This is a genomic window from Gilliamella sp. N-G2 (assembly GCF_002142215.1).
In the GTDB taxonomy this organism is placed as follows: domain Bacteria; phylum Pseudomonadota; class Gammaproteobacteria; order Enterobacterales; family Orbaceae; genus Gilliamella.
This window is the reverse complement of the sequence record NZ_NAST01000005.1, coordinates 34,610-49,365: the sequence shown is the minus strand read 5'-3', so window position 1 is coordinate 49,365 and position 14,756 is coordinate 34,610. Positions and strand designations below refer to the sequence as shown.

14 protein-coding genes are annotated in these 14,756 nt (G+C 33.5%); 6 read left to right on the top strand and 8 right to left on the bottom strand.

Annotated features, from left to right (window positions below):
- Window positions 1-67: 67 nt before the first annotated feature.
- From B6C99_RS03840 to B6C99_RS03815, 6 genes are all read right to left on the bottom strand, one after another.
- Window positions 68-1,441: a Do family serine endopeptidase gene (locus tag B6C99_RS03840; RefSeq protein WP_216819373.1), complete on the bottom strand. Its 1,374-nt coding sequence runs from the start codon at window positions 1,439-1,441 to the stop codon at window positions 68-70.
- 85 nt (window positions 1,442-1,526) lie between these two features.
- Window positions 1,527-1,934, bottom strand: coding sequence for a YhcB family protein (locus tag B6C99_RS03835; RefSeq protein ID WP_086358626.1), 408 nt, complete (start codon window positions 1,932-1,934; stop codon window positions 1,527-1,529).
- 50 nt (window positions 1,935-1,984) lie between these two features.
- Window positions 1,985-2,446: a DUF721 domain-containing protein gene (locus B6C99_RS03830; protein ID WP_086358625.1), complete on the bottom strand. Its 462-nt coding sequence runs from the start codon at window positions 2,444-2,446 to the stop codon at window positions 1,985-1,987.
- Window positions 2,447-2,702: 256 nt separating this feature from the next.
- Window positions 2,703-3,974: an MFS transporter gene (locus tag B6C99_RS03825; RefSeq protein ID WP_086358624.1), complete on the bottom strand. Its 1,272-nt coding sequence runs from the start codon at window positions 3,972-3,974 to the stop codon at window positions 2,703-2,705.
- A gap of 41 nt (window positions 3,975-4,015) precedes the next feature.
- The gene (gene uxaC / locus B6C99_RS03820) at window positions 4,016-5,422 is read right to left on the bottom strand and encodes a glucuronate isomerase (protein ID WP_086358623.1); all 1,407 of its coding nucleotides are present in this window, start codon (window positions 5,420-5,422) and stop codon (window positions 4,016-4,018) included.
- A gap of 15 nt (window positions 5,423-5,437) precedes the next feature.
- Entirely contained in the window at window positions 5,438-6,907 is a 1,470-nt protein-coding gene (locus B6C99_RS03815; RefSeq protein WP_086358622.1) for a mannitol dehydrogenase family protein, read from the bottom strand.
- A gap of 277 nt (window positions 6,908-7,184) precedes the next feature.
- Between B6C99_RS03815 and B6C99_RS03810 the strand changes: the two genes are divergently transcribed.
- From B6C99_RS03810 to B6C99_RS03800, 3 genes are all read left to right on the top strand, one after another.
- A complete protein-coding gene (locus tag B6C99_RS03810; protein WP_086358621.1) occupies window positions 7,185-7,946 on the top strand; it encodes an FCD domain-containing protein in 762 nt (253 codons plus the stop codon).
- Window positions 7,947-8,020: 74 nt separating this feature from the next.
- Window positions 8,021-9,202 (top strand): mannonate dehydratase, encoded by a 1,182-nt coding sequence (gene uxuA, locus B6C99_RS03805; protein ID WP_086358620.1) that lies wholly within the window; start codon window positions 8,021-8,023, stop codon window positions 9,200-9,202.
- A gap of 478 nt (window positions 9,203-9,680) precedes the next feature.
- Window positions 9,681-10,133, top strand: a complete 453-nt coding sequence (locus tag B6C99_RS03800; RefSeq protein WP_086358619.1) for a DUF3597 domain-containing protein — start codon at window positions 9,681-9,683, stop codon at window positions 10,131-10,133.
- A gap of 90 nt (window positions 10,134-10,223) precedes the next feature.
- Here B6C99_RS03800 and pth read toward each other — a convergent pair whose 3' ends face one another.
- Together pth and B6C99_RS03790 are read right to left on the bottom strand one after the other, a co-directional pair.
- A complete protein-coding gene (pth, locus tag B6C99_RS03795) occupies window positions 10,224-10,808 on the bottom strand; it encodes an aminoacyl-tRNA hydrolase (RefSeq protein ID WP_086358618.1) in 585 nt (194 codons plus the stop codon).
- A gap of 68 nt (window positions 10,809-10,876) precedes the next feature.
- A complete protein-coding gene (locus B6C99_RS03790) occupies window positions 10,877-11,824 on the bottom strand; it encodes a ribose-phosphate pyrophosphokinase (protein WP_086358617.1) in 948 nt (315 codons plus the stop codon).
- A gap of 260 nt (window positions 11,825-12,084) precedes the next feature.
- Here B6C99_RS03790 and trmB point away from each other — a divergent pair, with 260 nt between their 5' ends.
- From trmB to B6C99_RS03775, 3 genes are read left to right on the top strand one after another with little or no spacing between them, the layout of a single operon-like run.
- Entirely contained in the window at window positions 12,085-12,789 is a 705-nt protein-coding gene (trmB, locus tag B6C99_RS03785) for a tRNA (guanosine(46)-N7)-methyltransferase TrmB (protein ID WP_086358616.1), read from the top strand.
- A 15-nt stretch (window positions 12,790-12,804) separates the two neighbouring features.
- Window positions 12,805-13,530, top strand: coding sequence for an oxygen-insensitive NADPH nitroreductase (gene nfsA, locus B6C99_RS03780; protein WP_086358615.1), 726 nt, complete (start codon window positions 12,805-12,807; stop codon window positions 13,528-13,530).
- Window positions 13,527-14,690, top strand: coding sequence for a histidine-type phosphatase (locus B6C99_RS03775; protein ID WP_086358614.1), 1,164 nt, complete (start codon window positions 13,527-13,529; stop codon window positions 14,688-14,690). The genes nfsA and B6C99_RS03775 overlap by 4 nt, the downstream gene beginning before the upstream one ends.
- The last annotated feature ends 66 nt before the right edge of the window (window positions 14,691-14,756 follow it).

Sequence of the window (14,756 nt, the reverse complement as noted above, 5' to 3'; positions counted from 1 at the left end):
CTAACTGAGGGTTAAAATGAAGTTTTCGTCGATGCTTTGCATCGACGATTTATAACTAAATAATTATTTAGCGTAAAATTAAATATAGACGGCTATCACCCCGTATAATATTTAAAGCAATTGCTGAAGGATTACTATCAATAATTTTACGTAAATCGGAAATATTATTGATTCTGGTTTTATTAACACCAGTGATAAGATCGCCTTCTTGTAAACTTAGACGAGCAGCAGGTGAATTTTTAGCAATACTATCAATCAATACGCCTTTTTGACCTTTTACATCTCCATTAATCAATATCGCACCATCAAGTGCCGGATGTAGAGATTTAGCTTCGGTATTTGATTCATTGCCATTTTTCAATTTAACTTCAACAGAAATCTCTTTACCATCTCGAATTAGACCTAATTTAACAGTACGACCAGCACCAGTTGTCGCGATTTTAGCTCGTAACTCCGCAAAACTATCAACAGGTTTACCATCCATTGATATAATGACGTCGCCAGATTTAATTCCAGCATCTTTTGCAGCCGAATCATCCATAACCTCACTAACAAATGCTCCCTTCTGTACTTCAAGGTCAAAAGCTTTAGCAATATCTGATGTTAATTCATTACCTTTTATACCTAAAACCCCTCGTTTAACTTCACCATATTCAATAATTTGAGAAGTTAAATTATTAACCATATTACTAGGTATAGCGAAACCAATACCAACATTACCACCACTTGGTGCAATAATAGCGGTATTTATCCCGACTAATTCACCATTTAAGTTAACTAAGGCTCCGCCCGAATTACCTTGATTAATTGACGCATCGGTTTGAATGAAATTTTCGAATCCATTCATACTAAGTCCACTACGTGCTAATGCAGAAATAATACCTGATGTAACTGTTTGACCAATACCAAATGGGTTACCAATTGCAACAACATAATCACCAACTCGAATTTTATCTGAGTCAGCAAGTTTAATTGCGGTTAATTTTTTAGCATCATCTATTTTTAATAAAGCTATATCACTTTGAGGATCTTTGCCAATAAGTTTTGCTTGATATTCACGACCATCATTTAATTCAACCGTAATCTTATCAGCGTTATCAATAACATGATTATTAGTAACAATATAACCTTTTTCAGCATCAATAATTACACCTGATCCTAATCCTGAAAATTGTCTTGATTGGTTATCTGGATAACCGAAAAATCGTCTAAATTCTTCAGGCATATTATTTTTCATTTGAGTTGTACCTTCAACTTTAATACTAACCACAGAAGGTAAAACGGTTTCCAACATTGGTGCAAGTGATGGTTGCTGTTGAGTATTGTCTGCTGGTAAAAATGGAAATGCAGCATAAGCATTCGGTAATGTAGCTAAACTTAAACCTAAACTTAATGCAATTACGCTTAATACTCTTTTGGGTTTGCGTAAAGAATAACTCATCATAAAACTCTCTCATTTAAGGAAATTAACATTTAACATATAAATTTCGTTACTCAAATCAGATTTACGAAATATTTAAGATTAATTAAGATTTAACATCGTCACTTTTAAATAATCCTGAAGGATTATCTGAATAGTCTTTCGGTTGTTTTTCCAGTGTTAACTCTTTTTGAACACTTATATCATTATTGGTATTTTCTAAATCAATCATCTGCATGTCATCGGAAGTTACAAATTGTCCTGAAGTATCTGCAATATGTTGATATAAGCGACGAAAATCTTTAGCCATATTATCTAAAATCTCAGCGCTATGTGAAAAATGCTTAACCATCATTTGTTTCTGTGATGCCAACTCTTCTTGGGTTTGTTCTAATTCACGTTGTGCTTTGATGTATTTACGCCCTTTTGGCGAAATAAAATTCATGAAAATCATGCCTAAAATAAACCCAATTACTAGGCCAATGACGATATAAGTCATCATGTTATTATCCATATTTCACTCCTTATAGCTTTTAATTATATAACTTGAAAATATTGTTTGGTTTATTTTGCATGGTTCGCAAGTTTAATCAATTGTTTTTTCAATTTATCTGGTGCTTTCTCAGCCACCACATTTAAATATATTGCTGTTTGCTTACTGAGCACATTTTCAATTTTAACATTATTGTCAGATAAATTAACTGATTGCGAATAATTTGTTGCTATTGTTGGATTAATCTTATATTGGATAGAAGATAGTGATGGTAATATTTTTTCACGTATGCCTGAGATTAAATTACTCTGTTCATATTTTATTCTACTTAACCAGTTAGCCGAACTAACCTCAAGAATAAGAACACTTTGACGATAATTAGCAACTCTATAATGCTGATTTAAAGGTGTTGGAAGTAACTTATCAATAACTTTTGTTAATTGACTCAATGCCTGTGTTCTTTCTTTTATCTGGCATAATAAAGCACCTTGTGATAAAAGACTGGTCAACACTTTTGGCTCATTATCACGCATGAATTAGGCTTATCCTTAATCTTTGCTAAAATTAATAAAAAATAATTTTTATCCTAAAAAAATTTAATGCTGAATAATTTACCTGATTTAGTTAAAAAAGTCGTGTAAAAAAATAATATTTACAATTTATTTCATTTATTGAAAACTAATAGAAAGGTGAAATAGAATAATTAAACAAACAAAAATAATAGCAAGGATCAAAAATCTTGATCCTTACTATTATAGTTAATATTAATTATTTGTTAGTTATTAACGATTAATTACTGATACTGTTATTAACTTTATTTTCTCGAATAAAAGTCCAAAGCACTATTGCGCCAATTACATCAAAGAACGCGAGCGCTACAAAGAAAGGACCAAAACCAATTATGCCTACAAATGCACCAATAAAAAGGTTAAATATTAATTGCCCAGTCCAAGCACAAGCACCCGCCATACCAACAGCTGTCGCAACTTGATTTTTCTTGAATAAATCACCACCTAAAGTCGATGCCACCGTAGATAATAATTGATGCGAAAAACCACCTAGGCTGATTAAAAATACTGCTAAGTATGGATTTTCGACAATACTAACAAAACCAATTGTCATCATTAACACAGCGCCGATAGTAAAGGTTATCAATCTTGAATTTATTAAAGATATTCCTCGGTCATTAAAAAACTTCGCGACAAAACCACTTGCTAAACAACCTAAATCAGCCATTAAAAATGGTAACCAAACAAACATAGCAATTTCTTTTAAACTAAAATGCAGTGTTTCAACAAAGAAGATTGGCACCCAAAAATTAATTGTCCCCCACGCCGGATCAGCAAGAAAACGTGCAATACCAATACCCCAGAAATTGCGCTGAGTAAGGATTGTTGCAAGAGATACCTTTTCTTTTTTATTATCGACGCCTAAATATTTTTCTTGTCCCGCTTCAATATACTCTCTCTCTTCAGAAGATAATATTTTTGAGTCTTTAGGATCACGGTAAAAAATAAACCATGCAAGCGCAGCAAATAATGCTAACGAGCCTGAAACAACAAAAGCGAACTGCCAACCTTGGAATAAAATACACCAAGCAATTAAAGGTGGCGCTAACATAGCACCAAAAGATGTTCCCATATTGAAGACACCTGACGCAATTCCTCTCTCTTTTGCTGGGAACCATATCGATGCGGTTTTTATTCCTGCCGGAATAGCTGATGCTTCACTAAAGCCCATAACCCCACGCATGAAAGCCAAACCTTGCCATGTACCTGTCAAAGCATGCCCCATGGTTGCTAGTCCCCAAATTAGAGCACAGATAGCAAATCCAAGTCTAAGACCGATAGTATCAATAAAGAAACCCATAATAGGTTGACCAATAGTATAGGCTAACTGGAATGCACTCACTATCCAAGAATATTGCTCTTTAGTAATACCGGTGGTTTCTAAAATTGTTGGTGCAGCAACACCTAATGCTGTTCGATCTAGATAATTGATAATAGTAATAGCGCAAACAAGTAAAATCATGCACCATCTAAATTTTGGTATTTTTCTCATTTTATTTCCTTCATCCTATTTAATGTTAATTTGAATTATTGCTATTTAGAAAAATAATGGCTTGCATTGTTAAAACAAATATTTCTAATCATATTGCCAACTAAATCAAAATCAGCAGGAATTTCGCCATTTTCCATCCAATGTCCCACCATATTGCAAAGGATTCGCCTAAAATATTCATGTCTGGTAAAGGATAAGAAACTACGAGAATCAGTTAACATACCAACAAATTGACTTAATAATCCCATTTGAGAAAGTTGCATAATTTGGCGTTCCATGCCATCTTTCTGGTCATTGAACCACCAACCAGATCCAAATTGAATTTTTCCTGCAATGCCTGAACCTTGAAAGTTGCCAGCCATAGTAGCTAACACTTCGTTGTCACGAGGGTTTAGGCAATATAAAATAGTCTTCGGTAATTCGTCAGTTAGGTCTAAAATACCTAATAATGAAGAGAGTGGTTCGGCAATTGTTCTATCGCCAATCGAATCAAATCCAGCATCAGGGCCAAGTAATTTAAACATTCTTTGATTATTATTACGTAGCGCACCTAAGTGTAATTGCATTACCCAATTGCGTTTATGATATTGTTTACCTAACCAAACCAGTACCGCAGTACTAAATTGAGCAATTTCTAATTCAGAAAGGGATTGATTAGCAAGGCGTTTTGTTATTATTTGATTAAGCTGTTTTTCGCTAGGAATGTCTGCATAACGTAAAATTTCAATACCATGATCTGATGCTTCACAGCCATGCTGTTGAAAATGATCTAAGCGTTTTGTTAATGCACAAAGTAGTTTGTCAAAATTATTAATTTCGATATCCGTAACTTTGCCTAATTCAGTAATATAATCAGCAAAACCAGCCAATTCTATTTTGAAGACTTTATCTGGTCGCCAACTAGGCCTTACTTTAGTCAAAAATGAGGTATCTAATGCAATTTGCTTATGATATTCAAGTGAATCGATAGGATCATCAGTAGTACCAACGGCTTTAACATTCATTTGAGTTAAAATACCACGAGTAGAAAACTCAGCTGTTGCTAATTTAGCATTAGCTTCAGCCCATATTTGATCAGCTGTTTTTTCATTAAGAATAATATTTTTTATACCAAATGGTCTCTTTAACTCTAAATGAGTCCAATGATAAATAGGGTTTCCTAGTGTTAAAGGAACAACTTTTGCCCATGTAAGATATTTTTCATAATCAGATGCGGTTCCGGTTATAAATTTTTCATCAACACCAGCAGTTCGCAATACTCGCCATTTATAATGGTCACCGGCTAACCAAATTTCAGTTAAATTACCAAAATTTTTATTCTCAGCGATATCTTTTGGTGGTAAATGGCAATGATAATCATATATAGGTTGATCTTTAGCATAATCAAAATAAAGCTTTTGTGCTGCATCAGTTTGTAACAAAAAGTTATCATCTAAAAAATTTTTCATACTCTAAAGTCCAATTTAAAAAAATAAATCCTGAATAGTTTGTTTTGCACCTTTCTCCATTAAACAAAGATAATGTTTGGTTACATTATCTTTAAATAATGAATTATTTGGTAGATCAGCTCCAAAAACAGCGTCTAAAGTTAATAAAGCATTAACTCGCTCAATACCATCATCACTGGCGATTACTAGTTTTTTTAACTCATCCACCATTGGGTCACGAACATCGATTATTTGTTTATGATCATCTGTACCACCAACATAACGCATCCAGCCAGCCACACCTAAAGCAAGTAAAGAAAAATCAGAATTATGAGTGATATGCCAACGAATTGAATCAAGCAAACGTTGTGGTAGTTTTTGCGTTCCATCCATGGCTATTTGCCATGTTCGATGTTTTAGTGATGGATTACTAAATCTTTCAATAAGTTTTTCAGCATATTGTTGTAAATTAACGTGCGAAGGAACATTTAAAGTTGGTGCCTGTTGTTGCAGCATTAATGATAAAGTAGCTTTTTTATAATTTTCGTCATTAATACAATCATTAATATGCTCATAACCAGCTAAATAACCTAAATAAGCTAAGAATGAATGGCTTCCATTTAACATTCGAAGTTTCATTTCTTCATATGGAACAACATTATCAACAAATTCAGCACCAACTTCATTCCAATCTGGGCGAGCAGTCACAAAATTATCCTCAATAACCCATTGAATGAATGGCTCACAAGCAATACCACAAGGATCAAACATTCCACCTAATTCTTCTTGAATTTCTTTTAGGGTTTCAGAAGTTGCGGCAGGAACAATACGGTCAACCATCGTACATGGGAAAGTGGTATTGGTTTCAATCCATTTTGCTAGTTCAGGATCACGGGCATTAGCTAAATCTAAAATAGCTTTCCGCAATACTAAACCGTTTTCTGGCATGTTATCACAGGATAAAGCAGTGAATGATTTTAAACCTTGTTGCATTCTTCTATGTAATGCTTCAACAATAACACCCGGCGCTGACATAGGTTTATTCGGTGAAGCTAAATCGGCTTTGATTAATTCATTATTCAAATCCAATCCCGTCCCTCCAGGCAACATACAATAACCTTTTTCTGTTACTGTTAACGAAACAATTTCCACAACCGGGTCAGTCATTTTTTCTAAAATTGTTTCAATACCATCAGTTGGAGCTAACAAAGACTCTTTAACACTACCTATAATATAGGCTTGTTTAGATGTTGCCCCTTTTTCTAATACTGTATAGAGATGATCTTGTTTGCGAATATCATTGATTAATTCCTCACCTCCAACAATATTCACTTCACAAATAGCCCAATTACTATTTCCTTTATTTAATAAACGATCAGTAAATAATGCCTGATGTGCTCTATGAAAGGCTCCGAAACCGATATGAACAATACGAGCTTTCATTTTCTCTCTATCGTATGTAGGTATATTTTTAATTGATTGTGGTGTATTTAATAAATCAAGCATTTTATAGACCATAATTAACTTGTTTAGATTATTGGTGTAATATATTTTCATTTAATAATAATATTTTTCACCTTTATTTTTTTATTTTTGTGATTTAAGTCACATTTTTCGGTTTATTTTATAGAGCGTTTACAAAATATATTTACAATATATCTGATTTATTGGTAAACCAATTTAACATCTTTAATAATTTCTAGATAATTGGATTAGAGAGCTTATGATTATTAGCGTATAATTGTCTTAATTGAATAAGTAAGTTTTATAAGGATTTTAAACAATGCCAAGTGCTAATCGTCTTTACCAAGGAATTGGTAATGAATTAAAATTATTATTAAAAAATGGGATCTATAAAATTGGTGATAGGCTTCCACCAGAGAGAGATATAGCTGAAACATTTAGTGTAAGCAGAACAGTAGTTCGTGAAGCATTAATTATGTTAGAGCTTGAAAATTTAATAGAAGTAAAAAAAGGTTCTGGTGTTTATGTGATTAATTATCCAGAAGAAGTCTTATCCGAAAAAAATAGAAAGATTGAAGAAGATGATTTTGGTCCATTTGAATTATTACAAGCAAGGCAATTAATTGAGAGTAATATTGCCGCTTTTGCTGCCTCACAAATTGTAAAATCAGATATCATTGAATTAAGAGCAATATTGAAAAAAGAACGGCACACGTTAGAACAAAATAAACTATATGATTACACCGCTGACGAGATGTTTCATATAACAATAGCTCGAGCTACAAAAAATTCAATTTTAGAACGTATATTAGAAGACCTATGGTACAAACGTTCTTCAAGTAAAATGTGGGATAAACTGCAAAGTAGAATAACCGATCACAGTTATAGAAAAAAATGGCTATATGATCATGAAAAAATTTTACAAGCTTTACAATTAAAAAATGCAATAGCTGCACGGCATGCCATGTGGCAGCATTTAGAAAATGTTAAACAGACATTAATGACCGTTTCTGACAGTGAAGATCCAAATTTTGATGGTTATTTATTTGACTCTATTCCAGTCACTATTGTCAATCAATAGATAAAATATGCATTGTTTATGGATCTTCATTTTAGAAAAATTGATTAAATGAAGAATCATTAAGGAGACTTTAAATGGAACAAACAATGCGTTGGTTTGGACCTAATGATCCAGTATCATTGGACGATATCAGACAAGCAGGAGCAACAGGAATTGTTACAGCTTTACACCATATACCAAATGGTGAAGTATGGACAATTAATGAAATTCAGAAACGAAAAAAAATAATTGTTGATAAGGGTCTTACTTGGTCTGTAGTTGAGAGCATTCCTGTTCATGAAGAAATTAAAACCCATACTGGCAATGTAGAAAAACATATTGCCAATTATCAACAATCGATTCGTAATTTAGCCGCTTGTGGTATAGATACAGTTTGTTACAATTTTATGCCGGTGTTAGACTGGACGCGTACTGATTTGGGCTACCAATTACCTGACGGTTCAAAAGCACTACGTTTTGATCAAGTTGCTTTTGCAGCATTTGATATTCATATTTTACAACGACCTAATGCCGAAAAAGATTATAGTCAAGAAGACATCCTTTTAGCAAAAACTTACTTAGAACAAATGACACAATCAGATAAAGATAAACTGGTAGCAAACATTATTGCCGGTTTACCTGGAGCTGAAGAAGGTTATTCACTTGATCAGTTTCGAGCACATCTTGCAACTTATGATAGTATTGATAAAGCTAAATTACGCGAAAACTATGCTTATTTCTTAAAAGCTATCGTTCCTGTAGCAGAAGAAGTTGGGGTAGTTTTAACAGTTCACCCTGATGATCCTCCAAGACCTATTTTAGGTTTACCTCGTATTGTCTCAACTATCGAAGATATGCAATGGATAAAAGAGACTGTTGATAGTATCCATAACGGATTCTGTTTCTGTACTGGTTCTTATGGAGTTCGTACTGATAATGATTTAGTTACGATGGCTGAAAAATTTTCTGATCGAATTCATTTTATTCATCTACGTGCAACTGTGCGTGAAGACAATCCATTATCTTTCCATGAAGGCGATCATTTAGCTGGTGATGTTGACATGTATGGTGTGATTAAAGTACTTATTGCTGAAGAAGAACGACGTAAAAAAGCAGGAATTAAACGTTTAATACCAGTTCGTCCTGATCACGGTCATCAAATGCTTGACGATCTCAAAAAGAAAACCAATCCTGGTTATTCTGCGATAGGACGATTAAGAGGTTTAGCAGAAATTCGTGGCGTTGAATATGCAATCAGACGTGCATTTTTTGTCTAAAATTCAATTATCTTTACTTAAAAAAACATAATAATGGGCTTTTTTATTTCCTTAATTTATAAATAAAAATAGCGTGATATACACGCTATTTTATCTTATATATTTATAGTTAGGATGTGTTTCTATAAATAATTAATTTTGGATGGTTAAATTTTTCATATGTAAATTACTTTTATTATCTAGCTTTATTAAGTAGATAGTGTTATAAGAATTGGTTGAACCAAATACTACTATTAATTTCGTTTTCAGTATTCCAATATTAATTAAAAGTGTGATATAGATCACAAAAATCAATGCAATTGGTATAATAAATATTGAAAATTAGAAATTCGATTTGCTTCAAAATTACAAAAAATGCTATTGGATAATTGATGTTTTGACACTATGTATATTTAACCGCTATACTTTAACGGATATTTTCTACATCTGTATCGTTAAGCAGTTTTTTAATAAGCAGTTTAAACATAAGGGGTGTAAAATGGGTATCTTAAATAATATTTTTTCTAAAATATTTCCAAGCGCACAGGCAGCTGTAGGTCATGCAAAAGATGCGGTGAAAGAGCAAGTTGATAAAATTACTGACACCGTTAAAGACAAAACTTCTAACAATACTGGAAATAACAGTAATTCCGATCAAAATCAACAAAATTCCTCAGAAAACAAAACGCCTATTTCTCAAGTCGACGTAATGTCAATTTTGGATAATTTGGCTAAAAAATTTCCTGAAAAACTTAATTGGAAAACCTCAATTGTTGATTTATTAAAATTATTAGGTATTGATAACAGTTTAGATGCACGCAAAAAATTAGCAACTGAACTTAATTATACTGGTAACACAGACGATACCGCCGCAATGAATACATGGTTAATCAAAGAAGTATTGAAAAAAATTGCAGAGAAAGGTGGTAACGTTTCTCACTTATTTTCTTAGTCTGAATGGATACGTGATTTGTCATCCACCTGTTCATCAGGTGGATTTTTTATGTTTAGTTTATTACGGGACTGGCTATTTTTAGCAAGTTTAAACTTTGAATGAGTGCAGACGATTCATCGCACTTTCTATACCATCCGTTAATAGAATATTGGTACAATATACTGATTCATCAATAGCTTTATCAATTAACTCTTGTTCAGGTTTAGATGGTTTATTTAATACATAACCGACTACTTTATTTTTATCACCTGGATGGCCAATTCCAATTCTTAGTCGATAAAAATTCAGATTATTGCCAAGTTTACTGGCAATGTCTTTCAAGCCATTATGACCACCATGACTACCGCCAAATTTCAATTTAGCAATACCGGGATTAAGATCTAACTCATCATGAGCAACTAATATCTCATCAGGTTGAATTTGATAAAAAGATGCCATTACTTGAACCGCTTTTCCACTTAAATTCATAAAGGTTGTTGGTACTAGCAAACGGACTTCATGACCATTAAGATTAATTCGGGCAGTGTATCCAAAAAATTTAGGATCATTTTTTAATGGTTGATTATAACGTTCAGCAAGAAGATCAACATACCAAGCACCAGCATTATGGCGAGTTGCAGCATATTCGTTACCGGGATTTGCTAAACCTACAATAAGTTTGATTGTTGTCATAATAGTTTAATCGTTAATTATCAATAGCAAAAAAGCCCCTATAAGGGGCTATCTATCAGTTGAAAAGATTATTGATGGAACATTGCAGAAATCGATTCTTCGTTGCTAATACGTCGAATTGCTTCAGCAAGCATACCTGATAATGTAAGCTGACGCACATTCTTCAATGCTTTAACTTCTGCTGTCAATGGAATTGTGTCACAAACTACAATTTCATCAATGGCAGAGTTTTTAATATTACTTATGGCTTTTCCTGAAAAAATTGGATGAGTTGCATAAGCGAAGACACGTTTTGCTCCGCGAGCTTTTAATGCATCAGCTGCTTTACAAAGTGTTCCCGCAGTATCAATCATGTCATCAACTAAAATACAATCTCTATCAGAAACATCACCAATAATATTCATTACCTCTGCTTCATTAGCACGTTGACGACGTTTATCGATAATGGCCATGTCAATATCATTTAAAAGTTTGGCAATCGCACGAGCACGAACAACTCCACCAATATCTGGAGATACCACTATTGGACGTTCAAAATCACGTTGTAACATATCTTCTAAAATGACAGGGCTACCAAATACATTATCAACAGGTACATCAAAAAAACCTTGAATCTGTTCAGCATGAAGATCTACAGTTAAAACCCTATCAACACCAACAGTTGATAAAAAATCAGCAACAACTTTAGCTGTGATAGGAACACGCGCAGAACGCACACGGCGATCTTGCCTTGCATACCCAAAATAAGGAATAACAGCAGTAATACGACCAGCAGATGCTCGACGCATTGCATCAATCATTACTAATAATTCCATTAAATTGTCATTGGTAGGCGCACAAGTTGATTGGATAATAAAAACATCTTCACCACGGACATTTTCATTAATTTGGACATTGACTTCACCGTCACTAAAACGGCTAACAATAATATCACCAAGGGAAGTATAAAGACGATTAGCTATACGTTTTGCTAGTTCGGGTGTGGCGTTACCAGCAAAAAGCTTCATATCAGGCACGAGAAATCCTCAAGCATGTAATCATGATTACATAAAACGTAATCGGTTAAATCGGGATCACAATTATATAATCATTTACAGATTATGCTCAACCAGATTATAAAAAATTCTTACAAATATTTTATATCTGTCACAATTATATATAGAAAAATAAGTTAACAAGATGTTTTTTGAAGTGGATTAAAAATCGGTTAAACTACTGTACAACAAAGGTAAACAATTACCTTGATAAACTATTTAACAATAACAGCAGATACACAATGAGTGAACAATTAAAAACCAATAATCTACAGACTGAATCTAAACGAACAATACGTAGTTTTGTATTACGACAAGGTCGCTTAACTAAAGGGCAACAACAGGCTTTAACTCATTTATGGCCTATCTATGGTGTTGAATACAATGCTACCTCACCAATTGTTTTTAAAGATAATAAACCGGTGGTGTTTGAAATCGGTTTTGGCATGGGTGCTTCATTAATTGAAATGGCAAAAAATGCCCCTGCCAAGAATTTTTTAGGTATTGAAGTCCATAAACCGGGCGTTGGTGCTTGTTTAATGGCAATTGAGGAAAATCAATTATCTAATTTAAAAGTTATGTGTCATGATGCCGTTGAAGTGTTAGAAAACATGATACCAGATAACTCATTAGATAAGGTGCAAATTTTCTTCCCCGATCCATGGCATAAAGCAAGACACAATAAACGTCGAATCATTCAACCTAATTTTGTTGCTTTAATTCATAGAAAATTAAAGACTGATGGTATTTTACATTTAGCTACCGATTGGCAACACTATGCAGAGCATATGCTTGAAATATTAAATCAAGCGGAAGGATTTAAAAATTTATCTGCTACTAATGACTATATTCCGAGACCTGAAGATCGCCCTATTACCAAATTCGAAAAACGCGGTCAAAATCTGGGACATGGTGTTTGGGATATGCAATTTATAAAAAAACAGTGATATTAAGGAGCCATCATGTCAAATAAGACAATTGATTTAATTTGCCAGCGTCGTTCAATTCGATCTTATAAATCAACACCATTAACAAGTGAACAGATTAATGAAATTATTCAGGCGGCACAATCGGCTCCAAGTTCAAACTTTTTACAATGTGCAACCATAATAAGAATCACAGATAGTGAGAAAAGGTCAGAATTAGCTCATTATTCAGGCGATCAGAGTCATATCGTTCAAGCGCCAGAGTTTTGGGTGTTTTGTGCCGATTTTAACCGTCATTTTCAAATTGATGCTACCATTCCACTTGAAAAAGCCGAGCAACTTCTAGTGGGTTGTATTGATACCACACTTATGGCTCAAAATGCGGTGATTGCAGCGCAGTCATTAGGTTTAGGTACGGTATACATTGGAGGTTTACGCAATAATATTGCTAAACTGACCGAATTACTTGCCCTACCTAAATATGTTCTTCCTTTATTTGGACTTTGTATTGGTTATCCTAACCAAAATCCTGATATTAAACCACGATTACCAAAACAATTAGTTTTTTTTGAAAATCACTATCAACCAATAGATCATCAATTATTAGTACAATACGATACTCAAATGCGCGAGTACTATCGTCATCGACAAACGAATCAAAAAACCAATGGTTGGAGTGATAAAATTGCAGAAACAATTATCAAAGGGCAACGAGATTTCATTTTAAATTATTTGCATAAACAAGGATGGATAACTAAATGAACAACAATCAATACCAATTAGACAAAGTCGTTATATTAAGCCGCCACGGTATTCGCACACCATTAGAGAACACGATAGCATTTTTAGAAAAATCCAGCCCATTTAAATGGCCCAGTTGGGATCATGCTTATGGTTATTTGACCACCCGAGGTGGAGTATTAGAAACTTTTTTTGGCCATTATCTATCTCAATGGCTTGAACAACAAAATATTAAACTCACCCCTGAAAATCCTGATATCTATGTTTATGCAAATAGTCTTCAAAGAACGGTAGCGACAGCTCAATTCTTAGTTGCTGGCGCTTATGCGGGTTATGATATTCCTATCGAGCATAAATATACCATTGAAAAAATGGACCCTATTTTTGATCCAAGTGTACAAAACGACTCATCGGAAATTAAACAAAAAGTATTGAAAGAAATTGAAGAAGCTGACAAAAAAGGTTCTATATTCAAAAATTTAGCCCCTGCTTACAAAATGGTATCAGATATATTAGACTATCCACACTCACAATTATATTCCGAACTTAAATGTGATTTTGCAGATATACCTTATGAACTTCATTTTGTAAAAAACGAAGAGCCTGAACTACGCGGGCCATTAGCCATTGGTATTTGTGTCATCGATGCTTTTTTATTACAGTATTATTCGGCATTTCCTAAAGAGCAAATTGCTTGGGGAAGAATAACCAGTCAAGAACAATGGCAACAATTGATGCAAATTCGCAACCATTATATTGACTTAGTTTTTCATTCTAGAACGATTGCTCGACATAATAGTAAATTATTAATTAATAAAATAGATGATCTATTACACAATAAAACTCACAAAGTCAATCTACTAGTCGGTCATGATAGTACCATTGCCGCACTGCTCGGCGCTTTGGATTTTGCCGAATACCAACTTCCTAACCAATGTGAAAATACACCAATTGGTGGTATGGTTATATTACAACGTTATCGTAATAAAGCATCGGAGAAATATTTGTTTAAAGCTGAATACGTTTATCAAAGTTTTGAACAACTTTACACCGCTCAACCACTTGATATCAATCATCCACCGCAACATTACCAACTTCAGCTAAAAAATGCCGTAGCAAATAGTGATGGTTTTTATCAGTGGCAAGACTTTGAAACTCGCCTAAAAGAATTTAAAAAATAAATAAATTAGATTGTCTATAAAAGTTTAAAGTTTAAACGATTAGACAATCTAAACATCTCTTCTATA

What these genes read in the sequence shown, in the direction of transcription:
- nfsA (WP_086358615.1), top strand. Translation starts at nt 12,805, where the DNA reads ATGTCAAATAAGACAATTGATTTAATTTGCCAGCGTCGTTCAATTCGA.
- uxuA (WP_086358620.1), top strand. Translation starts at nt 8,021, where the DNA reads ATGGAACAAACAATGCGTTGGTTTGGACCTAATGATCCAGTATCATTG.
- trmB (WP_086358616.1), top strand. Translation starts at nt 12,085, where the DNA reads ATGAGTGAACAATTAAAAACCAATAATCTACAGACTGAATCTAAACGA.
- B6C99_RS03840 (WP_216819373.1), bottom strand. Translation starts at nt 1,441, where the DNA reads ATGAGTTATTCTTTACGCAAACCCAAAAGAGTATTAAGCGTAATTGCA.
- pth (WP_086358618.1), bottom strand. Translation starts at nt 10,808, where the DNA reads ATGACAACAATCAAACTTATTGTAGGTTTAGCAAATCCCGGTAACGAA.
- B6C99_RS03825 (WP_086358624.1), bottom strand. Translation starts at nt 3,974, where the DNA reads ATGAGAAAAATACCAAAATTTAGATGGTGCATGATTTTACTTGTTTGC.
- B6C99_RS03815 (WP_086358622.1), bottom strand. Translation starts at nt 6,907, where the DNA reads ATGCTTGATTTATTAAATACACCACAATCAATTAAAAATATACCTACA.
- B6C99_RS03835 (WP_086358626.1), bottom strand. Translation starts at nt 1,934, where the DNA reads ATGGATAATAACATGATGACTTATATCGTCATTGGCCTAGTAATTGGG.
- B6C99_RS03810 (WP_086358621.1), top strand. Translation starts at nt 7,185, where the DNA reads ATGCCAAGTGCTAATCGTCTTTACCAAGGAATTGGTAATGAATTAAAA.
- B6C99_RS03830 (WP_086358625.1), bottom strand. Translation starts at nt 2,446, where the DNA reads ATGCGTGATAATGAGCCAAAAGTGTTGACCAGTCTTTTATCACAAGGT.
- B6C99_RS03800 (WP_086358619.1), top strand. Translation starts at nt 9,681, where the DNA reads ATGGGTATCTTAAATAATATTTTTTCTAAAATATTTCCAAGCGCACAG.
- B6C99_RS03775 (WP_086358614.1), top strand. Translation starts at nt 13,527, where the DNA reads ATGAACAACAATCAATACCAATTAGACAAAGTCGTTATATTAAGCCGC.
- uxaC (WP_086358623.1), bottom strand. Translation starts at nt 5,422, where the DNA reads ATGAAAAATTTTTTAGATGATAACTTTTTGTTACAAACTGATGCAGCA.